General features: G+C 63.1%; 19 protein-coding genes. 6 read left to right on the top strand and 13 right to left on the bottom strand.

From position 1 onward, the window contains the following. Positions 1-71 precede the first annotated feature (71 nt). Positions 72-1400, bottom strand: coding sequence for an omega-aminotransferase AptA (aptA, locus tag ACZYHG_RS18600; protein ID WP_464609806.1), 1329 nt, complete (start codon positions 1398-1400; stop codon positions 72-74). A gap of 209 nt (positions 1401-1609) precedes the next feature. On the opposite strand from aptA, the gene ACZYHG_RS18595 reads away from it, so the two are divergent. Continuing rightward, complete coding sequence (locus tag ACZYHG_RS18595) at positions 1610-2263, top strand: TetR family transcriptional regulator C-terminal domain-containing protein (RefSeq protein ID WP_464609805.1); 654 nt, start codon at positions 1610-1612, stop codon at positions 2261-2263. Between the two features lie 16 nt (positions 2264-2279). On the opposite strand, the gene ACZYHG_RS18590 is transcribed toward ACZYHG_RS18595, so the two are convergent. Then, positions 2280-3152, bottom strand: coding sequence for a helix-turn-helix transcriptional regulator (locus ACZYHG_RS18590; RefSeq protein ID WP_464609804.1), 873 nt, complete (start codon positions 3150-3152; stop codon positions 2280-2282). Positions 3153-3255: 103 nt separating this feature from the next. On the opposite strand from ACZYHG_RS18590, the gene ACZYHG_RS18585 reads away from it, so the two are divergent. Both ACZYHG_RS18585 and ACZYHG_RS18580 read left to right on the top strand, forming a co-directional pair. Beyond that, a complete protein-coding gene (locus tag ACZYHG_RS18585) occupies positions 3256-4095 on the top strand; it encodes an SDR family NAD(P)-dependent oxidoreductase (protein ID WP_464609803.1) in 840 nt (279 codons plus the stop codon). Then, positions 4092-4814 carry an SDR family oxidoreductase gene (locus tag ACZYHG_RS18580; RefSeq protein WP_464609802.1) on the top strand — a complete coding sequence of 241 codons (723 nt, stop codon included), beginning with the start codon at positions 4092-4094 and terminating at the stop codon, positions 4812-4814. The genes ACZYHG_RS18585 and ACZYHG_RS18580 overlap by 4 nt, the downstream gene beginning before the upstream one ends. 8 nt (positions 4815-4822) lie before the next feature. Here ACZYHG_RS18580 and ACZYHG_RS18575 read toward each other — a convergent pair whose 3' ends face one another. From ACZYHG_RS18575 to ACZYHG_RS18545, 7 genes are all read right to left on the bottom strand, one after another. Further along, entirely contained in the window at positions 4823-5200 is a 378-nt protein-coding gene (locus ACZYHG_RS18575; RefSeq protein WP_464609801.1) for a DoxX family protein, read from the bottom strand. 67 nt (positions 5201-5267) lie between these two features. After that, positions 5268-5726, bottom strand: coding sequence for a carboxymuconolactone decarboxylase family protein (locus ACZYHG_RS18570; RefSeq protein WP_464614728.1), 459 nt, complete (start codon positions 5724-5726; stop codon positions 5268-5270). Positions 5727-5737: 11 nt separating this feature from the next. Continuing rightward, positions 5738-6268: an RrF2 family transcriptional regulator gene (locus ACZYHG_RS18565; protein WP_464609800.1), complete on the bottom strand. Its 531-nt coding sequence runs from the start codon at positions 6266-6268 to the stop codon at positions 5738-5740. A gap of 110 nt (positions 6269-6378) precedes the next feature. Continuing rightward, entirely contained in the window at positions 6379-7692 is a 1314-nt protein-coding gene (gene preA, locus ACZYHG_RS18560; RefSeq protein ID WP_464609799.1) for an NAD-dependent dihydropyrimidine dehydrogenase subunit PreA, read from the bottom strand. A gap of 12 nt (positions 7693-7704) precedes the next feature. After that, complete coding sequence (locus ACZYHG_RS18555) at positions 7705-8544, bottom strand: class I SAM-dependent methyltransferase (RefSeq protein WP_464609798.1); 840 nt, start codon at positions 8542-8544, stop codon at positions 7705-7707. A 5-nt stretch (positions 8545-8549) separates the two neighbouring features. Further along, a complete protein-coding gene (locus ACZYHG_RS18550) occupies positions 8550-9905 on the bottom strand; it encodes an NAD(P)-dependent oxidoreductase (RefSeq protein ID WP_464614727.1) in 1356 nt (451 codons plus the stop codon). Between the two features lie 121 nt (positions 9906-10026). Continuing rightward, positions 10027-10761 (bottom strand): gamma-glutamylcyclotransferase, encoded by a 735-nt coding sequence (locus ACZYHG_RS18545; RefSeq protein ID WP_464609797.1) that lies wholly within the window; start codon positions 10759-10761, stop codon positions 10027-10029. Between the two features lie 168 nt (positions 10762-10929). Between ACZYHG_RS18545 and ACZYHG_RS18540 the strand changes: the two genes are divergently transcribed. Next, positions 10930-11706 carry a VOC family protein gene (locus ACZYHG_RS18540; protein WP_464609796.1) on the top strand — a complete coding sequence of 259 codons (777 nt, stop codon included), beginning with the start codon at positions 10930-10932 and terminating at the stop codon, positions 11704-11706. 42 nt (positions 11707-11748) lie between these two features. Here ACZYHG_RS18540 and ACZYHG_RS18535 read toward each other — a convergent pair whose 3' ends face one another. Next, the gene (locus ACZYHG_RS18535; protein ID WP_464609795.1) at positions 11749-12237 is read right to left on the bottom strand and encodes a hypothetical protein; all 489 of its coding nucleotides are present in this window, start codon (positions 12235-12237) and stop codon (positions 11749-11751) included. A gap of 219 nt (positions 12238-12456) precedes the next feature. On the opposite strand from ACZYHG_RS18535, the gene ACZYHG_RS18530 reads away from it, so the two are divergent. Continuing rightward, positions 12457-12849, top strand: coding sequence for a DoxX family protein (locus ACZYHG_RS18530; RefSeq protein ID WP_464609794.1), 393 nt, complete (start codon positions 12457-12459; stop codon positions 12847-12849). Positions 12850-12871: 22 nt separating this feature from the next. Here the strand turns inward: ACZYHG_RS18530 and ACZYHG_RS18525 are convergent, their stop codons facing one another. Next, complete coding sequence (locus ACZYHG_RS18525; protein WP_464609793.1) at positions 12872-15298, bottom strand: GcvT family protein; 2427 nt, start codon at positions 15296-15298, stop codon at positions 12872-12874. A 57-nt stretch (positions 15299-15355) separates the two neighbouring features. Next, entirely contained in the window at positions 15356-16894 is a 1539-nt protein-coding gene (locus tag ACZYHG_RS18520) for a trimethylamine methyltransferase family protein (protein ID WP_464609792.1), read from the bottom strand. Positions 16895-17111: 217 nt separating this feature from the next. Here ACZYHG_RS18520 and ACZYHG_RS18515 point away from each other — a divergent pair, with 217 nt between their 5' ends. Then, the gene (locus tag ACZYHG_RS18515) at positions 17112-17702 is read left to right on the top strand and encodes a transglycosylase SLT domain-containing protein (protein ID WP_464609791.1); all 591 of its coding nucleotides are present in this window, start codon (positions 17112-17114) and stop codon (positions 17700-17702) included. A 103-nt stretch (positions 17703-17805) separates the two neighbouring features. Here ACZYHG_RS18515 and ACZYHG_RS18510 read toward each other — a convergent pair whose 3' ends face one another. Beyond that, positions 17806-20127, bottom strand: a complete 2322-nt coding sequence (locus ACZYHG_RS18510) for a dipeptide ABC transporter ATP-binding protein (RefSeq protein ID WP_464609790.1) — start codon at positions 20125-20127, stop codon at positions 17806-17808. Positions 20128-20154 lie beyond the last annotated feature (27 nt).

Below are 20154 nucleotides of genomic sequence, written 5' to 3'. Positions count from 1 at the left end.
ACATCCTCTCGCTCATGCACTCATGACATCGGCCGGGCGGCGGTACCCGCCGCCCGGCCGATGGAAACAGGTTAGTCTATCGACCTCAGCACTTCACGGACATGGTCGATCAATTCGTTGATCTGGCCCTTGGTGATGATCAGCGGCGGCGACAGCGCGATGATGTCGCCGGTGGTGCGGATCAGCGCGCCGCGCTCGAACGCCTTGACGAAGGCAGAAAAGGCCCGCTTGGTCGGGCTGCCGGCGATTGGCGCCAGTTCGATCGCCCCGATCAGGCCGATGTTCCTGATGTCGATGACATGCGGCTCATCCTTCAGCGAATGCAGCGCGTCTTCCCAATAGGGCGCCAGTTCCTCACCACGGGTGAGCAGGCCCTCTTCCTTGTAGGTGTCGAGCGTGCCGAGTGCCGCCGCACACGCGATCGGATTGCCCGAATAGGTGTAGCCGTGGAAGAACTCGATCATGTGCTCGGGGCCGGTCATGAAGGCGTCGTGGATTTCCTTCTTCACGAACACCGCGCCCATCGGGATGACGCCGTTGGAAACGCCCTTGGCGGTAGTCATGATGTCGGGTGTGACGCCGAAATAATCGGCGGCGAACGGCGCGCCGAGACGGCCGAAACCGGTGATGACCTCGTCGAAAATCAGCAGGATGCCATGCTTGGTGCAGATTTCACGCAGCTTCTGCAGATAACCCTTGGGCGGCAGGATGACGCCGGTCGAACCGGCGACCGGCTCGACGATGACGGCGGCGATGGTCGAGGCATCATGCAGGGCAACGATGCGCTCCAGCTCGTTGGCGAGCTCGGCGCCATATTCCGGCACGCCCTTCGAGAAGGCGTTCTTCTCCGGCAGATGCGTGTGCGGCATGTGGTCGACGCCGCCGAGCAGCGTGCCGAACATCTTGCGGTTGGTGACGATGCCGCCGACCGAGATGCCGCCAAAATTGACGCCGTGATAGCCGCGCTCGCGGCCGATCAGGCGGGTGCGCGAGCCCTCGCCCTTCACACGGTGGTAGGCGATCGCCATTTTCAGCGCGGTTTCGACCGATTCCGAACCCGAATTGGTGAAGAACACATGGTCCATGCCCTTGGGCGCGAGGTCGACCAGGCGGTTGGCCAGCTCGAATACGATCGGATGGCCCATCTGGAAGGCCGGCGCATAATCGAGCTCGGCGGCCTGGTGCTGGATCGCCTCGGTGATCTTCGGCCGGCAGTGGCCGGCATTGACGCACCAGAGACCGGCGGTGCCGTCCAACACCTTGCGGCCGTCGCTGGTGGTGTAATGCATGTCCTTGGCGGACACGAACATGCGTGGCGCCTGCTTGAACTGCCGGTTTGCCGTGAACGGCATCCAGAATGCACTGAGATCGTTCGGCGTGACTTTCAGCCGGTTGGACATGAGCAGGACTTCCCCTTGTGAACTGTTTCGGTGCGTCCAACGCTTGGTCTTTGCCGCGCTTTCATGCTACGCAAATTTTTGACCGATTGGACAAACGTTAGCACCGCCCTGTCGGCGGTCAAGGGATTACTAGCGGAAATGCGGCTCCTGAAGTGCGTTCCACAGGCTAGGGAAAAACTGGTCCAGAGAATTGGTCCAGATGACCCTCAATGCGAGGGCTTGCAACGGTGAACACCGGCACTGACGCCCCTCGCCGCACCCGCATTCAGCAGGAAAAGCGCGAGCTCATCCTGGAGGCGGCGCTCGAAGTGTTCTCCACCAACGGTTTTCGCGGCTCGACCATCGACCAGATCGCCGAAGCAGCCGGCATGTCGAAGCCCAACCTGCTCTATTACTTCCGCCGCAAGGAAGACATTCACGAGACATTGATGCAACGCCTGCTCGACACCTGGCTGGCGCCGCTCAGGGAACTCGACGATGTCGGCGACCCCATGACCGAACTCAGGAGCTACATCAGGCGCAAGCTCGAAATGGCGCGCGATTTTCCGCGCGAGAGCCGGCTGTTCGCCAACGAGATCCTGCAAGGCGCGCCGCGCATCATGCCTCTGCTGGCCGGTGAGTTGAAGACGCTGGTCGACGAGAAAGCCGCCGTCATCAGGGGCTGGATGCGCGCCGGCAAGATCGCCCGCACCGACCCGTGGCACCTGATCTTCTCGATCTGGGCCACGACGCAGCATTATGCCGATTTCGACGTCCAGGTCCGCGCTGTGCTGGGGCCAAACCGCGGCGGCGACGGCCGCTTCGAGGATGCCGCGAGGTTCCTGGAGCAATTGTTCCTGGATGGGCTGAAACCGAAGACCTGACCTCCGCCAGGATGGCTCAAGCGCTGCGCCGCTCGGCCGGCAGCGCGTCCAGCAAGGACTGCAGCTTGGCGATCGAGTTCTGCTCGGCAAGCGGCGTGTAGACGATCAGCTTCATGTCCGAGCCATCATCGATCGACAGGCTCATATGCTCGAACACCATCGCCCCGGCGATCGGGTGGCGCAGATGCTTCAAGCCGGACAGGCGGTGCACGACATCGCGCTGCGGCCACCATTCGCGGAATTCCGGACTTGAGCGCATCATCAGCGCGATCAGCCGCTCGAAATCCGGGTCGCCGACATATTTGGCGCTCTCGGCGCGGAACGCGGCGAGCGTTGCGCGCGCCAATTGTTCCCAGTCCACCAGCAGGTGCCGCCGGTGCGGATCGGTGAACACGCCGTGGATGATGTTGCGGGCGTCACCCTCCAGTTGCCCATAATCGCCGAAAATGGCGACGGCCCCGTCATTCCACGCCAGAACGTCCCAGCGCGGACCGACGACATAGGCGGGCTGCAGGACAAGGCTTTGCAGCATATGCAACAAGGGACCTTCGAGCTTTACCGGCCCAATGCGCCGCCGCTCGGGCTGCTGGCGGCCGGCGAGCGTGAACAGATGCCGCTTCTCGGCGGCGTCGAGGCGCAGCGCCCCGCACAGTGCCGTCAGCACCTCCACGGAAGGCCTGACATCCCTGCCCTGTTCCAGCCAGGTGTACCAGGTGGTGCCGACGCCGGCGATCATCGCCACCTCTTCGCGGCGCAGGCCCGGCGTGCGCCGCCTCAGGCCGGTCGCCATGCCGGTTGCCGAGGGTGTCAGCCTTTCGCGGCGCGAGCGCAGGAAGGCGCCGAGTTCGCGCCGGCGGCTGTCTTCAGCGGAATGAGAGGGAGCATCCATGCGGCTATTATAGCAGTACTGATACCAGGATAAAGTTTGAACTGTTTGAGCTCCGTCAGACACCCCATCTTGCGTCGGGAGCAACAGACAGGAGGCTCCGGACATGGACCTGAAAGACAAGACAATCCTCATCACCGGCTCGACCGACGGCGTCGGCCGCGTCGTGGCGCAAAGGCTGGGTGCCGCCGGCGCCCGGGTGTTGGTGCACGGCCGCAATGCGGCTCGCGGCAAGGCAGCGGTTACCGAAATCGAAGCCGCCGGCGGCAAGGCCGAGTTCCTCGCAGCCGACCTCGCCTCGCTGGCCGACGTACGTCGCCTCGCCGAGGCCGTGCGCGCCAGGACGAACCGGCTCGATATCCTCATCAACAATGCCGGCATCGGCACGGCTGGCGTCAAGAGACAGATCAGCGCCGACGGCTACGAACTGCGTTTCGCGGTCAACTATCTCGCCGGTTTCCTGCTGACCTCGGAACTTCTGCCCTTGCTGAAGGCGAGCGCTCCGGCCCGCATCGTCAACGTAGCCTCGGCCGGCCAGCAGGCGATCGACTTCGGCGATGTCATGCTGACCCACGGCCATAGCGGCGTGCGCGCCTACTGCCAGAGCAAGCTGGCGCAGATCCTGTTTACCGTCGATCTGGCGGGAGAGCTGAAAGGCACCGGCGTCACCGTCAACGCGCTGCATCCGGCAAGCTACATGAACACCACCATGGTCCGGCAGGCCGGGGTGACGCCATGGAGTTCAGTGGAGACCGGTGCCGAGGCCATCGTCAACCTTGCCACCGCACCCGCGCTCGAAGGACGCAGCGGCCTGTATTTCGACGGCCTGCGCGAATCCCGCGCTGACGCCCAGGCCTATGACGCCAAGGCAAGACAACAATTGCGAAGCCTGAGCCTCGACCTTGTCGGGCTGGCTTCCCCGGAAAAGAAGGAACAGAATTCATGACCGATAGAACCGAACACACAGTCATCATCGGCGGCTCGTCCGGCATCGGCCTGGCAACCGCGCGCAAGCTGATTGGACCGGGCATGAAAGTGACGATCACCGGGCGCAACCAGGACAAGCTCAACAGCGCCTGGAAAAGCCTCGACGGCGCCACCGATAAGGCGGCGTTCGATGCTTCGAAGCCGGATGAGGTCCGCCAGTTCTTCGAGCGCCTCGGCCCGTTCGACCACCTCGTCCTGGCCGCGAGCGGCGGCAAGGGCCTTGGCCCGTTCGCGACGCTCGATCTCGCTGATATCGGCAGCGGCGTCGAGGAGAAAGTGCGGCCGCAACTGTCCTGCCTGCAGGCGGCACTGCCGACACTCAACAAATCGGGCTCGGTCACCTTCATATCGGCGGTGTCGGCTCAGGTCACCATGCCCGGCGTCGCCGGTATCGGCGCCGTCAACGGCATGCTGCTGACCGTGACGCCGATCCTGGCGGTCGAGTTGAAGCCGCTGCGCGTCAACGTCGTGGCGCCCGGCGTCATCGACACGCCGTGGTGGGATTTTTTGCCCGACGACCAACGCCAGGCGGTCTTCGCTGAATATGCCGGCAAAACGCCCGTGGGCAGGATCGGCCACGCCGAGGACGTCGCCTCGGCGATAGCCTTCCTCGTCTCCAACAGCTTCATGACCGGCCAGGTGCTGACCTGCGATGGCGGCTTGCGATTTGCCGCGTGACTTCGGCTTCAGAGTGACTGTGCGATCAGTGTCAGAAAACCTCCGCCCAGCGCGACATTGCCGACGAAGCCGTTGATGCGCGCCGCGCGATCTGGACCCTGATGGTCCCAGAAATTGTGGAACATCGGCGTGGCAGCGATCAGGAACAGCACCAGCACCGCACAGGCGATCGCGGTCCACAGGCCTGCCATCACCAGCGCGCCGGCGATGATCTGCAGGACGATGCCCGCCCACAGCGCCAGCCGCGCCTGCGGCACGCCGCGCGCGGCCATCAGCCCGGTCAGGAAGGCCACGTTCTGGATGTTGCGCAGGCCGGCGAAGACGAAGGCGCCGCCAAGCAACAGGCGGCCGAGAAACAACACGATTGAAGGCAAATCGGCAGGCATAAAACACTCCCTTTGAAAACAGTCGGAGCGCCGCCTCCTCGGCGGCGCTCCGAACACATCAGGACAATCAGGCCGCCTTGGCCGCCGGCATCGGATGGATGGCGTGGAACGGAATGCACAGCCGGTTCCAGGTGTTGATCATGCCGAGCGCGACGGACAGCTTGACCAGCTCCTCTTCCGAGAAATGCTCCAGTGTGCGGCCATAAAGCTCGTCCGACACGTCATTGTTGGCGATCAGGGTTACCGCCTCGGTCCAGGCGAAGGCGGCGCGCTCGCGTTCGGAAAACAGCGGTGATTCTTTCCACGCCGCGACCAGATAGAGCCGCTGCTCGGTTTCGCCATCGCGCCGCGCTTCGCGGCTGTGCATCTCGACACAGAAAGAACAGCCATTGATCTGCGAGGCCCTGAGCTTGATCAGGTGCAGCAGGCTGACCTCCAGCCCGCATTCGTCGACCGCCTTGTTGAGCACCGACACCGCCTTCATGATCTCGGGCGCTTTGGCGAAGAATTGCATCCTTTGTTTCATCATCTTTCCTTTTACATCTGCTTTGGGTTTTGCGGGTTGGAACTGGATTTCTGCGGCCGCTGATGGCGCGCGACGAAGGCGCAGCTCGCGGCAAAGGATCTCGGGTCGCCCTCTGCCGCGTAGTCCGCCACGATGTCGGACAGCTTCACTTCGGCGAGTGCCGCCCGATAGGCGCGCTCTGCCTTCAGCATCGCGGCGTTGATGCCGCAGGGTTTGACATAGGCCGAGGCATCGATCTTGACCGGGCCGTTGCGGCGGATCTCGCCGCAGCGAAATGCCGGTTCCCGCCCTTCGACGGCCAGCACGATGTCGAGCAGCGTGATGCGTTCGGCCGGCCGCGCCAGCCGGTAGCCGCCCGCCGGACCCGGCACCGACTCCAGGATGCGCGCGGCGGTCAGCATGTTGAGATGCTTCAGGAGATAGCTCGGCGACAGGCCGAATGACTCGGCAAGAGCAGCACCCGGCATGGTGCTGTTGCCCTCGACGCTGGCCAGCGTCGCCGCGCAGTGGATAGCCGCTTCAACGCCCTCGCCCAACTTCATGGTGTCGATCTCCTATTCATGGATATCTTTTATCGTGGATAATTATTATCTGCAATAAGAAAATGAAAACGGCGCCCGGAGGCGCCGCTTTTTTTTGAAGGGCTCCGCCCCTACTCCGCAGCCACCTTGGCCATCGGATTGTTCGGATGCGTCGTCCAGTTCGCGTAGATCGGCGACACCGGCTTGCCGGTGCGCTGATCGATCGCGCCGACCGCCAGCGGCTCCATGGTGATGCAATTGTCGACCGGGCAGACGTTGACGCAGAGATTGCAGCCGACACACTCGGCTTCGATCACCTCGAAATGCCGGACGCCGTCGACCATGTTGGTGATCGCCTGGTGCGAGGTGTCCTCGCAGGCAATGTGGCAGCGGCCGCATTTGATGCAGGCGTCCTGGTCGATACGCGCCTTGGCGATGTAGTTGAGGTTGAGATACTGCCAGTCGGTGACGTTGGGCGTGGCGCGGCCGATCACATCGTCAAGCGTGGCATGGCCCTTCTCGTCCATCCAGTTTTCGAGACCGGCGATCATCTCCTGGACGATCTTGAAGCCATAGGTCATCGCCGCCGTGCAGACCTGAACATTGCCGGCGCCGAGCGCCAGGAACTCGGCCGCATCGCGCCATGTGGTGATGCCGCCAATGCCCGAGATCGGCAGACCACGCGTTTCCGGATCGCGTGCGATCTCGGCCACCATGTTCATGGCGATCGGCTTGACCGCCGGGCCGCAATAGCCGCCATGCGATCCCTTGCCGTCGATGGTCGGCATCGGCGCGAAGCTGTCGAGGTCGACGCCGGTGATCGAGTTGATGGTGTTGATCAGCGACACCGCATCCGTTCCACCCGCGTGCGCTGCCCGCGCGGGCTTGCGGATATCGGTGATGTTGGGCGTCAGCTTGGTGATGACCGGCATGCGCGTGTACTGCTTGCACCAGCGCACCACCATCTCGATATATTCCGGCACCTGGCCGACAGCGGCGCCCATGCCGCGCTCCGACATGCCATGCGGACAGCCGAAATTGAGCTCGATGCCGTCGGCGTTGGTTTCCTCGACGAGCGGCAGGATGGCTTTCCAGCTCGCCTCCTCGCAGGGAACCATGATCGAGGCGATCAGCGCCCGGTCCGGCCAATCCATCTTGACCTGCTTCATCTCGCGCAGATTGGTCTGCAGGTCGCGGTCGGTGATCAGCTCGATGTTGTTGAGACCGAGCAGGCGCCGGTCGGCACCCCAGATCGCGCCGTAACGCGGGCCGTTGACGTTGACGACAGGCGGGCCTTCCTCGCCCAGCGTCTTCCACACCACACCACCCCACCCTGCCTTGAAGGCGCGGATGACGTTGTAGGCCTTGTCGGTCGGCGGCGCCGAGGCCAACCAGAACGGATTGGGCGATTTGATGCCGACGAAATTGTTGCGGATGTCTGCCATGACAGGTCCCTTTCAGCCGAAACGAAGGATCAATTCGACGGGTGCAAGAATGCCGCCTTCAAGCGCGGCGGTGAGATTGGCGATCTTGGTGCGGGCGTTCTCGCCCATGATGAGCCCGACATTGGGCGGCGTCCTGCCTTCTGCCTGCGCGGCGGCCATGCCGGCGCGGACAGAGGCGAAGAAATCAATGGCAAAGGCACCACGAGGGCGTTCTTCGATGACGGAAAAGCCCGCAGCCGTGGCAGCCGAACGATACGTGTCCGGCGTCGAGACGAACGACATGCTGTCGTTCGATGCCCATGGCAGCGGATAGGTCAGCGCCCCGTCTTTCAGGCGCATGACGTCATAGACGGCAAAGACGCCGCCCAGCTTGAGCACACGTGCCGCCTCGCTCATCAGCTTTGCCTTGTCGGGAAGGTTCATGCCGACATGCAGGATCATGGCCGCATCGAAGCTGGCATTGTCGAACGGCATGTCCAGCGCGCTGCCCTGCACGAAGTGCGTCGTGCCGGTCATACCGGTTCGGTTCGACAGGCTGGTCGCGATGTCGACATAGCTTTGCGTAAGATCGATGCCGGTGACGTCCACATCGCCGGTCGAGGCGACGAAACGTGCCGGACCGCCGACGCCGGATCCGACATCGAGCAGCCTGGACCCTGGCTTCAGCCCCATCTGATTGACGAGTTCCCTCGTGGCGACTACACCGCCAATGTGGAATTCGTCGACAGCTTCGAGATCGCTGGCACGCAGATTGGCAATGTCCACGCCCCTGTCGGCAAGCACGGAAAGGATCCGCTGCTCCAGGTCCGATACCTCGTAGTGACGGGCGATGCCCGGTTCCACCGTGGCCATGGTCCCTATCCCTGCATCAGACTCCTGTTGATGCTTTCCGCGGCATCGCGGCCTTGCGCGACAGCCGAGACGGTCAGGTCGTCGCCACCGAAGATGCAGTCGCCGCCAGCCCAGACTTTGGCCAGCGAAGTGCGCCCTTCCGCGTCGACCTTGATGCGGCCGGCTTCGAGGTCGATCGATGCACCGCTGCCGTTGAGGGCGGCCGGCACAAAGCTCTGGCCGATCGCCTTGAAAACCTGGTCGGCGACAAGCGTTAGCGTCTCGCCGGTGCCGGCAAGCTTGTCGCCGCTCATCGCAGTGTATTCGAGCTCGATGGCGCTGACCTTGCCGCCTTCGGCGACAACCCGCTTCGGCTGCAGCCAGTGACGGATGGTGACGCCGTTGGCGGCTGCCAGATCCTGCTCGAACCCCGAAGCGTTCATGTGCTCCTGGCCGCGCCGGTAGCAGATCGTCACCTCTTCGGCGCCAAGCAGTTTCGATTGCACGGCAGCATCGATCGCCGTCATGCCGCCGCCGATGACGACGACGCGGCGGCCGACCGGCAGGCCGGAGAGATCGCTGGCCTGGCGCAGTTCGGCAATGAACTCCACCGCATTGGTGACGCCGTCGGCATCCTCGCCATCGGCGCGCAGCGCGTTGACGCCGCCAAGCCCCATGCCGAGGAACACCGCATCATAATTGCGGATCAGGTCGGAGAGCTGGTAGTCGCGGCCGAGCGCCTTGCCGTTCTGGATGTCGATGCCGCCGATCGCGGTGACATAGTCGACTTCGGCCTGGGCGAAATTGTCGACGCTCTTGTAGGCGGCGATGCCGTATTCGTTGAGACCGCCGGCCTTCGGCCGCGCTTCCAGGATGGTGACGTCATGGCCGTGACGGGCGAGCCGGTGCGCGGCGGCGAGACCGGCCGGGCCGGCGCCGACCACGGCAACCGTCTTGCCGGTTGGCTCCGGGCGCGGATAAAACTGCTTGTTCTCGGCCATCGCGACATCGGTGGCGTAGCGCTGCAGGCGGCCGATCTGCACCGGCTTGCCTTCCGCCACCTCGCGCACGCAGACCTCTTCGCATAGCGTCTCGGTCGGGCAGACGCGGGCGCACATGCCGCCCAGGATGTTCTGGTCGAAGATGGTCTTGGCCGAGCCGATCGGATTGCCGGTCGAGATCTGGCGGATGAACAGCGGAATGTCGATCGAGGTCGGGCATGCATTCATGCATGGCGCGTCGTAGCAGAAATAGCAGCGGTCGGATTCAACCAGCGCCTCGTGATGATCGAGCGGCGGATGCAGGTCGGAAAAATTGTCCGCGTATTGGTCGGCCGCGAGCCGCCCGCCGACAATACCCTCTTTGAACTGGCCTTCTGGCATCATCAGTTCCCCATGTTTTCGTTTTGGGGAAGGCTAGCACGTTTTATTTTTTTATCAATTGGTCAATTTTCGGCGCAAGTTACTGAAAAGGTTGATTAAAAACATGATTTTTTTACTCATGTTATGCGATGGACGGCCGCTCTTGCCGGGATGGGAAGCCCTTATCGACCGACGCACCATGGATTGCTTTGACCTCGTCCGCCACCAGTTCCTGCAGCCGCCACAGATTGCGGTCATGGATGCCGAACGCTTCGAGATGACTGACCGTGTTGTAGAGATATTCCGCGCCCGACCCGATATGGCCGCAGGCCCTGGCCAATATGCTTGCCACCTTGTCCAGCGGCTGGTTCGGTGATGTCCCCCTGCCCTTCACGCCGACCCAGAAACCGAGCGCCCGCAGCGCGCCTTGCGCCGTATGCACCGGCAGCCACCTGACCGAGCTGATACTCTCATGGTCGCTGATCTCGCGCCTCAACAACCTTTCGATCTGGGCCGGTTTTTCGCCCGCCGGCAAACGGTAGATCACCCCGTTGCAGCGCCCGCCCCGTTCAAGGGCCATCATCAGCCCCGGCTGCGCCGCACTGCCGCGCCAGCGCACCATGTCGAGGCAGAAGGAGCGGTGCCAGCCGAAGGCCGTGGCGAGCTGTTGCTCGACCGATTCGAATTCCGGCTTCCAGATCAGCGACCCGTAAGCGAACACCCAGAGCGGCCCCGAATCCGCCTCAACGGCAAGCCGCATCGCAAGGCTCCGGAAATCCTCGTCGGTCAGTTCGGTCCAGCTCGGGTCCGGGCCGGGATCCGCCTCTTGCCGATGGCACAGTGCAACAAGCTCAGGCGTGAGCGACATCTGGCGCATGAACAACCCCCTTGTCGTACAGAAATCGAAAACCGCAAGACACGCAACCGGGGAACGCATGTCGTGGGCAGAGATTATTGTTTTGGGGCGATTGTCGGATTTCCATCGCCAGGATCGTCCTTGGACGGATCGGACAACGATCGATGCTGAACGGTGAGGAGACCGACCATGCCGAAATCCCCGATGCCCTTCTTCTGGTACGAACTGATGACATCAGACCTCAATGCCGCCGAAGCCTTCTACACCAAGGTTGTCGGCTGGACGGCCGAACCTTTCGACAAGGCGCCGGGCATGCCGCGCTATATCGTTGTTAATTCCGCCGAACGTGGCGTCGGCGGGCTGATGACGATGCCCGATGACGCCGCCAAGATGGGTATGCCGCCGGCCTGGGTCGGCTATATCCACACGAGGGATGTCGATGCCTCAACTAAGGCGGTGCAGGCCGCCGGCGGGGCTGTGCACCGCCAGCCCGACGATATCCCTGGTGTCGGCCGCTTCTCCGTCGTGGCGGACCCGCAAGGTGCGACCTTCATGTTCCTGCAGCCCAATCTCGCCGATCAGCCGACCCTGCCGGCCACGACGCCAGGCCATGTCGGTTGGCACGAGCTCTATGCCTCGGACCGACAGGCAGCCTTCGACTTCTATTCCAGCCAGTTCGGCTGGACCAGCGCAGGCGATTTCGACATCGGCGAAATGGGTGTCTACCAGACCTTCAAGGCGGGTCCTGAATCAGGCGGCGGCATCATGAACAAACCGCCGCAGCTCGCCGTTCCCGTCTGGCTGTTCTACTTCAACGTCGCCGCCATCGACGCCGCGGCCAAACGCGTCACCGACAATGGCGGCAAGCTCGTCATGGGTCCGATGGCGGTACCGACCGGCCAATGGATCGTGCAATGCCAGGATCCGCAAGGCGCGTATTTCGCGCTTCTGGCGCCAGTGCGATAAAGGTTCGCGCCACTCGCAAATGTCACGCTTGCTGGCGTCGGATCACTCCGGCGTCAGCACCGCAACCTTCAGCTCAGCCTTTTTCGCGCCACTGAACTGGACCGTGGCCAGGCCCGCCGCGAGCTTGAAGCGCACGCTCTTGCGGATCCCCGGGCAAGTTTTCACGCCGCTATAGCCGGCCGACTTGATGGCCTTGCCGTCCTGGATGACATCGATCCAGGCCTCACCGGACAGGCTGATCTGGATGGTGCCCTCGGGCGGCACCTGCACGCTGGCGATGGCGCCAAATGTGCCCTCTGCGGGGGCACGTTCGGGCGGCAGCGTAAAACCGGCTTTCTCCGCCGGGACCAGCGCCAGATCCGCGGCGGCACCCACCGCCAGCGTCGCTCCGGACGGCGTCGCGGGCGGTGCGGCAAACAGCGCCTGCTCTCGCGTGACCGGCCATTTGAAGGCCTCGCAGCCGGCGTCCTCCGCCATGGCGAAACTGGTACCTGCAAGGAGTGCGAACAGGCTGATGACGATTTTTTTCATGGCAAGGGAAACTTTCATGGCAGCGAACCCACATGTTTAGAGCGCTCATGTCAATACAACCACAGCGATACAAATACAACCCTAGCGAGAATGCTATGAGAGGTCAAACCGGGGAACGTTTCCAATCACCGATTGTTGATAGCATGCCATGGGAAGTGAATGGTCCATGGCCCGGCGATAATCTATGGCCGGGCCGGGAGGGTGAAAATGGAGTTTCAGATGAAGCTTTTTGAAGGCCTTTCCAGATACCAGCCGCAGGCGCTCGGGGTGCTGCGCATCATGACCGCGCTGCAGTTCATCGAGCATGGCAGCCAGAAACTGTTCAACTTCCCCGTCAGCGCCGAGCCTCACGCCCTCACCGGGCTGACGACGGCTGCCGGCATCCTCGAATTCGCTGGCGGAATCCTGCTGGCGCTCGGCTTGTTCACACGTCCGGTTGCGTTCCTGCTCGCTGGCGAGATGGCGATCGCCTATTTCATGGCGCACATGCCGCGCGACTTCTTCCCGGCCAACAATGGCGGCGACGCGGCGATCTCCTTCTGCTTCATCTTCCTCTATCTGGTCTTCGCCGGCGCCGGCGCTTTTGCGCTGGACAACCGCAGCAAGGCTTGAGGTCCCATGCGGGGATGAGCCCTCACCCCCGCATCCGCTCGAAATTCGCATCGAACAGCGGCGCCGCCTGGATCCGCGCCGCATAGCGCTTGCCCAGCAACTCGATTTCGAAGCCGTCGCTCTGGTCGGCGATCTCCTTCGGCACATAACCGACGGCGACCGACTTTTTCGAATGATGCGCATAGCCGCCCGACGTCACCCAGCCGCGCACGGCGCCGCCGAACCAGATCGGCTCGTCGCCGATGACATCTGCGTCGTCGGCATCCAGGATGAAGGCGCGCAACCGCAATTTGCCGCCCTGCTTGCGCTCGGCCAGTGCCGCCGCCTTGCCGATGAAGTCCGCCTCCTTGCCATAAGCGACGAAGCGGTCGAGCCCGGCCTCCAGCGGCCCATAGATTGGCCGGTATTCGCGTCCCCATGAGCCGTAGTTCTTCTCCAGCCTGAGCGCATTCAGCGCACGCGAACCGAACAGGCCGATGCCGAACTTCTCGCCCGCCGCCATCAGCGCATTGAACGCGGCGCGCTGGTATTCCGGCGCCACCCAGATCTCGTAGCCGAGATCGCCGGTGTAGCTGACACGGCCGACCAGGCACGGCGCCATGCCGATATCCATCCTGGCAACCGCCATGAACGGAAATGCAGCATTGGAGACATCCGCGCGGCTGACCTTGGCCAGCACCTCCCTTGCCTTCGGCCCGGCAATCGCAAGGCCGGTGAGTTTCGCGCCCATCGCCTCGATATGGACCGAGCCATCGCCAGGCAGATGCGCTTCGAACCAGCGCATGTGGTATTGCTCGGCAATGCCGGAGCCGGCGAGGAACCAGCCATCGGGACCCAGATTGGCAAGCGTGAAATCGCCGATCAGCCTGCCGTCTTCCTTCAGCATCGGCGCCAGCGTCATGCGGTCGGGTTTCGGCAGCTTGCACGCAAGCATGCGGTCGAGCCACGCAGCCGCCCCCTCGCCCGTCACCTTGTATTTGGCGAAGCTCGAAATCTCCGACAGGCCGACGCCGTTGCGAACCGTCGCAACTTCCGTGCCGACATGGGCAAAATCGCTGGAACGCCGCCACGAGAACTCGTCCCTGATGCCTTCCGGCGCGTACCACAACGGAACTTCCAGCCCATAGGCGACACCAAACTGCGCGCCCTTGGCCGACAAAAGGTCATAGACCGGCGTGGTCTTGAGCGGGCGACCGGCGGGCAGTTCCTCATTGGGAAAGCGGATCGAGAAGCGCCTGGAGTAATTCTCCCGCACCTTGGCGTTGGTGTAGGCCATGCCAGCCCAGTCGCCATAGCGCGCCACGTCCATCGCCCAGATGTCGGCGCCGGGATCGCCCTCGATCATCCAGTTGGACAGCGCGAGACCAACCCCGCCGCCCTGTGAGAAACCGGCCATGACGCCGCAGGCGACCCAGAAACCCGGCAGGCCGCGCACCGGCCCGACAAGCGGGTTGCCGTCTGGCGCGAAGGTGAAGGGGCCATTGATGATCTGCTTGATGCCGGTGTTCTGGAAGGCCGGGAAGTGGCGGAAGCCGACCTCCAGCGAAGGCGCGATGCGGTCGATGTCCGGCGCTAGCAGTTCATGACCGAAATTCCACGGAGTCTGAAACTCCGACCACGGCTTGTTGGCTTTCTCATAGGTGCCCATCAGCATGCCGCCGCGCTCCTGGCGCAGATAGAGCTCGCCGTCGAAATCGACCGCGTGCATGATCTCTTCGCCGGTCCTGGCGTTCCAGGCGGCGACCTCCGGCATGTCCTCGGTGATCAGGTACATGTGCTCCATGGCCAGCACCGGCAATTCGAGCCCGACCATGCGGCCGACCTCGCGCGCCCACAGCCCGCCGGCATTGACGACATGCTCGGCCACCACCTCGCCCTTGTTGGTGATGACGCGCCACATCCCGTCGGGCCGCCGCACGATGTCCTCGACCTTGGTAAAGCGTTCTATATCAGCCCCAAGCTTTCGCGCGGCCTTGGCATAGGCATGGGTGACGCCAGAGGGGTCGAGATGGCCGTCCTCCTTGTTTCTGACAGCACCGACGAACTGCTTGGGGTCGAGCAGCGGCATCAGCTCGGCCGCTTCCCTGGGCGAGATTTCTTCCAGCTCGATGCCGAGATAACGCCCCTTGGCGACGACACCGCGCAGCCAGTCCAGCCGCGCCTCGGTTGCGGCGAGCAGCACGCCGCCGGTCAGGTGCACGCCGGTCGCCTGTCCCGATAGCTCTTCGATCTCCTTGTAGAGATTGATGGTGTATTTCTGCAGCTTGGCGACATTGGGGTCGCCATTGATCGTGTGCATGCCGCCGGCCGCATGCCAGGTCGAGCCCGAGGTGAGCTCATCACGCTCCAAAAGCACAACGTCGGTCCAGCCGTGGCGCGCGAGATGGAACAGCACGGAGCACCCGACGACACCGCCGCCAATGACCACGACCTTTGCATGCGATTTCATGGATTTTTCTCTGATATCAGTGAGTTGGATGGGTGAGTGGATTCAAGATGGGAGGCTTCACGGCTCGTCCTGCCCGATCGCTTCCTTGCGCCTTGCCACATAGGCTTCGAGCGCCTCGCGCACGGCGATATCCATCACCGGCTCGACATAGTCTTCCAGCGCCTTCTTCCACAGCCGCGTCGCGCGTGCCGTGGCGTCGAGGCTGCCGGCCTCCTGCCAGGCTTCGAAATTCTGCCAGTTGGACAGCATCGGCTGGTAGAAGGCGGTGGCGTAGCGCTCCAGCGTGTGCGGCTCGCCGAAGAAATGCCCGCCGGTCGGCACCGCTCCCAGCGCCTCGACGGCAAGCTCGGCCTCGTCGACCACGATCGGGCGCAAAAACTCCATCATGTGCTGGATCATCTCGACATCGATGATGAATTTTTCGAACGAGGCCGTCAGCCCGCCCTCCTGCCAGCCGGCGGCGTGGTAGACGAGGTTGCCATGGCCGAGCACCGCGCCCCACAGCGCCATCAGCGTCTCGTAGGCGCCTTGCGCGTCGGCGGCGTTGGAGGCAGAGCCCGGCGTCGTGCGGTATGGCAGCGAATAGCGCCGCGCCAATTGCCCCGAAGCAATGTTGGCCTTGGTGTTCTCCGGCGTGCCGAAGGCCGGCGCGCCCGACTTCATGTCGACATTGGAGGTGAAGGCGCCATACATGACCGGCGCACCCGGCCGCACCAACTGCGTCAGCACCACGCCGAACAGCGCCTCGGCATTTTGCTGCGCCAGTGCGCCGGCCAGCGTCACCGGGCTCATCGCCCCCATCAGCGTGAACGGCGTCACCGCCACCGACTGGCCGAACTCGGCCATCGTCATCAGCCCCTCGGCCATCATCTCGTCGAAGCGGCGCGGCGAGTTGACCGAGATGATGGTGGCGATGCCGGGGTCGTCGCGCATCTCATCCAGCGTCAGCCCGCGCGCGATCGCCATCATCTTGATGCCGTCCAGCGCCCTGCCCCTGCCGATCGCCGAGACATGGAAACTCTTGTCGGTCAGCGTCAGATTGGTGAAGTAGGTGTCGAGATGGCGCGAGTTGGCCGGCAGTTCCACCGGCGCGCAAACCTGGTTGCCGAGCATATGGACGCAGTTGAAATGCTGCGCCAGCCGGGTCAGATCGGCATAGTCGCCCAGATTGCCGGCACGGCGGCCGCGCTCCATGTCGTGCACATTCGGTGGCCCGGCAACGAGCGTGAAATTGATGGTGTTGCCGCCGAGGTGAATGGCGTTGGCCGGGTTGCGCGGCGTCAGCGTATAATTGGACTGCGTCGTCTCCAGCGCCTCGTCGATCATGCCGCGATCGATGCGGACATTCGCGGTTGCGTGATCGACTTTTGCACCCGCCTTCTCGAACAGCGACAGCGCCCGCGGGCTCATCACCTCGATGCCGAAATTTTCCAATATGTGCATCGACGCCTGATGGATCGCCTCGATCTGGTCTGATGACAGCAACGCCATCGGCGGATAGGGATTTATCACGCGCCTCGGCGGCAGCTGCGCGATGGGCACTGGCCCCCTGTTGCTGGTGCGCTCGGCGCCGCGCTTGCGTCTTGGCTCGTTCATGTGAGGCATCAAAGCCTCGGCAAACAAAGCGAGCTGTCAGAAATACGCCGTTTACAGGCGTGATTTTAGCCAAGGCGGCATTTCGGCAGCACCATTTTATAAGGAGCGACAAGAAGCGTCGGAATATCAACATGGCCTTTTCCTGGGCGCTCGGGCCGAGGAAGCGTTAACGGAGACAGCAAGATTCCTTTTATGATTTCGGCCTATTGCTCATCCAATGCGTAGGTCGAGTTTTAGTAAAATTGTAGCGGTTGGTGTGCTGTTGGCTCTTTCGGCCTGCGCGACCGCGCCCAGCCACATCAACAATGTCTGTGCCGTCTTCGACCAGAATGACGGCTGGTTCGACAATTGGCAGTCGGCCGCCGAACGCGCCTCTCGGACATACGGCATCCCCGTGCCCGTGCTGATGGCGACGGTGCGCAAGGAATCCGGCTTCAAGAGCAATGCCCGGCCGCCGCGCACCAAGCTGCTCGGTTTCATTCCCTGGAAGCACGTCTCGACGGCCACCGGCTTCTCGCAGGCGCTGGACGGCACCTGGTCGCAATATCAGCGCGAAACCGGCAACTGGGCGGCGCGGCGCACCAAATTCGCCGACGCTGTCGACTTCGTCGGCTGGTATCACTCCAAGACGGCAGATACGTACGGCGTCGCCCGCACCGACACCTACAATCTCTATCTCGCCTACTATCTCGGCTGGACCGCCTATGGCCGCGGCAACCGTGGCGACGCCGGCGTTCAGGGCTATGCCCGGGCGACGGAGAAAATGGCCCGCGACTATGACGCTCAGCTAAGGCAGTGCGGCAACTGACACACTGCCTTAGCTCCGTTTCGGTGAAACGGAGAACTGCTCTAACTCATTGTTTTGACGCAATTCCGGACGGAAGCCGTTTCACACCTTTCCTGGAATTGCTCTAATGCCGCCTTGTCGTATCTTTCGGCTTTGAAACCCCGGTTTCCGAAACATCGTCGCGGACTTCATGACGACGGGCTCGCATGACGGCCTCGCTCTCCTCGGTGGCCTCGCCGATTTGGTCAGCCCCCGAACTCGCCGTCTTGCCATGCGGCCGATTGGGCGGCGTTCCGACGAGTCCCGGACCTTCGCCATGCGCCGCGTCTTCCGGTAAACCCTCATGCGCGGCGTGGTCCTTGTCGAACTTGATCACCGGCTCCATCGTCGAAAGCACCTCATCCGACAGCCAGCACAGGCTCATATGGCCATCGCCGAGATGCTTGACCGGCGGCACCTTGGTCTCGCACAGATTGTCCGGCACCAGCTTCTTGTAGCCGCAGCGCGTCTGGAACGGACAGCCGGATGGCGGGTTCATCGCCGACGGGATGTCGCCCTCCAGCACGATGTGCTTCTTGACCACGCTGGTGTCGGCGATCGGGATCGCCGACAGCAGTGCTTCGGTATAGGGGTGATAGGGCGGCGCGAAGATCTGGTCGGTCGTGCCTTGCTCGACGATGTAGCCGAGATACATGACGACGACGCGGTCGGCGATGTAGCGCACGACAGACAGATCGTGGCTGATGAACAGCATCGTCGTCTTGTTCTTGCGCTGGATGTCCATCAACAGCTCGGTCACCGCCGCCTGCACCGACACGTCGAGCGCGGAAACCGGCTCGTCGGCCACAACCACCTTGGCATCGCCGGCAAAGGCGCGCGCCACGCCGATGCGCTGCTTCTGGCCGCCCGATAGCTGGCGCGGCTTGCGCGTCTCGAAGGCGCGCGGCAGCTTCACCAGGTCGAGCAGTTCCAGCATACGCTTGCGGCGGTCGGCGACCGTCTTGCCGACATTGAACTTCTCCAGCGTGCGGATGATCTGCGAACCGACCGAATGGCTGGGGTTCAGCGTATCGAACGGGTTCTGGAACACCATCTGGATCGACGACACCGTGTCGACGCTGCGCTTCTCGATGCCGGTCGACTGGATCTCCTTGTTGCCCAGCGTGACCTTGCCCGAGCTCGCCGTCTCCAGCCCGAGCAGCACCTTGGCCAATGTCGACTTTCCGCAGCCGGATTCGCCGACAATGGCGACGGTCTCGGATTCGCGCGCCATGAACGAGATCGTCTCGTTGGCCTTGACGACGCGGCCTTCGCTTGAGCCGAACACCTCGCCGCCACCGACCTTGTAGTATTTCCTGAGGTCCTCGATCTTGAGCACCGGCGCGCCGGGCACAACGCGCTCATTGACCTTCTTGGCGCCGGGCGGCAGCGCCTCCCAGTCGATCTCGTTGAAGCGCACGCAGCGCGAGAAATGGCCGTCATGGCCGGCGACCTCGATCATCGGGATTTCGGCTGCGTTGCAGACGCCCTCGACGAAATGGTGGCAGCGCGGGCCGAAATTGCAGCCCTTGGGCCGCTCATGCGGCAGCGGCAATTGCCCGGGGATGGCAATCAGCGGCCGCGAATTCTTGTCGGCGCCCGGCAGCGGGATCGAACGGAACAGGCCTTGCGTGTAGGGATGGCGCATCCGGTCGAACACGTCCTTGATCTTGCCGGTCTCCACCGCCTCGCCCGAATACATCACCGTGATGCGGTCGCAGGTCTCGAGGATGAGGCCCAGATTGTGCGACACGAAGATCATCGAGGTGCCGAACTTCTCGCCCAGCCCCTTGACCAGTTCGACGATGCCCGCTTCCACCGTCACGTCGAGCGCCGTCGTCGGCTCGTCAAGCAGAAGCAGTGCCGGCTTCGACAGCAGCGCCATGGCAATGACGATGCGCTGCTGCTGGCCGCCGGAGAGCTGGTGCGGATAGGAGCGCATCATGCGCTCGGGGTCAGGCAGCTTGACCGAGCGCACCATTTCGACCGCGCGTTTATAGGCTTCTTCCTTCGACACCTTGTCGTGGATCAGCGGCACTTCCATCAGCTGCTGGCCGATCTTCATCGCCGGATTGAGGCTGGCCATCGGCTCCTGGTAGATCATGGCGATCTTGTTGCCACGGATGGCGCGCAGCTCCTCATCGGAGAGTTCGCCCATGTCCTTGCCCTGGAACTTGATCTTGCCGCCGACGATTTTTCCGATATTGGAGAGGTCGCGCATGATGCCGAGCGACACAGTCGACTTGCCGCAGCCGGATTCACCGACAATGCCCATCGCCTCGCCCGGCATGACCGTGCAGGAAAAGTCCATGACCGCCGGTATCTCGCCCTTGCGGGTGAAGAAGGAGATCGACAGGTTTTCGATCTCGATGATGGGATCCGCGGGATTTCGAACTGCCTCGTTCATGGGTCGCTCCAATCCAAATTTACCAGA

This window comes from Mesorhizobium subarcticum (genome assembly GCF_055456085.1).
The sequence above is the reverse complement of the archived record's forward strand: the minus strand, read 5'-3'. Positions and strand labels throughout refer to the sequence as shown.

What these genes read in the sequence shown, in the direction of transcription:
- ACZYHG_RS18580 (WP_464609802.1), top strand. Translation starts at nt 4,092, where the DNA reads ATGACCGATAGAACCGAACACACAGTCATCATCGGCGGCTCGTCCGGC.
- ACZYHG_RS18590 (WP_464609804.1), bottom strand. Translation starts at nt 3,152, where the DNA reads ATGGATGCTCCCTCTCATTCCGCTGAAGACAGCCGCCGGCGCGAACTC.
- ACZYHG_RS18565 (WP_464609800.1), bottom strand. Translation starts at nt 6,268, where the DNA reads ATGAAGTTGGGCGAGGGCGTTGAAGCGGCTATCCACTGCGCGGCGACG.
- ACZYHG_RS18555 (WP_464609798.1), bottom strand. Translation starts at nt 8,544, where the DNA reads ATGGCCACGGTGGAACCGGGCATCGCCCGTCACTACGAGGTATCGGAC.
- ACZYHG_RS18510 (WP_464609790.1), bottom strand. Translation starts at nt 20,127, where the DNA reads ATGAACGAGGCAGTTCGAAATCCCGCGGATCCCATCATCGAGATCGAA.
- ACZYHG_RS18545 (WP_464609797.1), bottom strand. Translation starts at nt 10,761, where the DNA reads ATGCGCCAGATGTCGCTCACGCCTGAGCTTGTTGCACTGTGCCATCGG.
- ACZYHG_RS18540 (WP_464609796.1), top strand. Translation starts at nt 10,930, where the DNA reads ATGCCGAAATCCCCGATGCCCTTCTTCTGGTACGAACTGATGACATCA.
- ACZYHG_RS18550 (WP_464614727.1), bottom strand. Translation starts at nt 9,905, where the DNA reads ATGCCAGAAGGCCAGTTCAAAGAGGGTATTGTCGGCGGGCGGCTCGCG.
- ACZYHG_RS18535 (WP_464609795.1), bottom strand. Translation starts at nt 12,237, where the DNA reads ATGAAAAAAATCGTCATCAGCCTGTTCGCACTCCTTGCAGGTACCAGT.
- ACZYHG_RS18520 (WP_464609792.1), bottom strand. Translation starts at nt 16,894, where the DNA reads ATGAACGAGCCAAGACGCAAGCGCGGCGCCGAGCGCACCAGCAACAGG.
- ACZYHG_RS18515 (WP_464609791.1), top strand. Translation starts at nt 17,112, where the DNA reads ATGCGTAGGTCGAGTTTTAGTAAAATTGTAGCGGTTGGTGTGCTGTTG.
- ACZYHG_RS18585 (WP_464609803.1), top strand. Translation starts at nt 3,256, where the DNA reads ATGGACCTGAAAGACAAGACAATCCTCATCACCGGCTCGACCGACGGC.
- preA (WP_464609799.1), bottom strand. Translation starts at nt 7,692, where the DNA reads ATGGCAGACATCCGCAACAATTTCGTCGGCATCAAATCGCCCAATCCG.
- ACZYHG_RS18525 (WP_464609793.1), bottom strand. Translation starts at nt 15,298, where the DNA reads ATGAAATCGCATGCAAAGGTCGTGGTCATTGGCGGCGGTGTCGTCGGG.
- ACZYHG_RS18570 (WP_464614728.1), bottom strand. Translation starts at nt 5,726, where the DNA reads ATGAAACAAAGGATGCAATTCTTCGCCAAAGCGCCCGAGATCATGAAG.
- ACZYHG_RS18595 (WP_464609805.1), top strand. Translation starts at nt 1,610, where the DNA reads ATGCGAGGGCTTGCAACGGTGAACACCGGCACTGACGCCCCTCGCCGC.
- aptA (WP_464609806.1), bottom strand. Translation starts at nt 1,400, where the DNA reads ATGTCCAACCGGCTGAAAGTCACGCCGAACGATCTCAGTGCATTCTGG.
- ACZYHG_RS18530 (WP_464609794.1), top strand. Translation starts at nt 12,457, where the DNA reads ATGAAGCTTTTTGAAGGCCTTTCCAGATACCAGCCGCAGGCGCTCGGG.
- ACZYHG_RS18575 (WP_464609801.1), bottom strand. Translation starts at nt 5,200, where the DNA reads ATGCCTGCCGATTTGCCTTCAATCGTGTTGTTTCTCGGCCGCCTGTTG.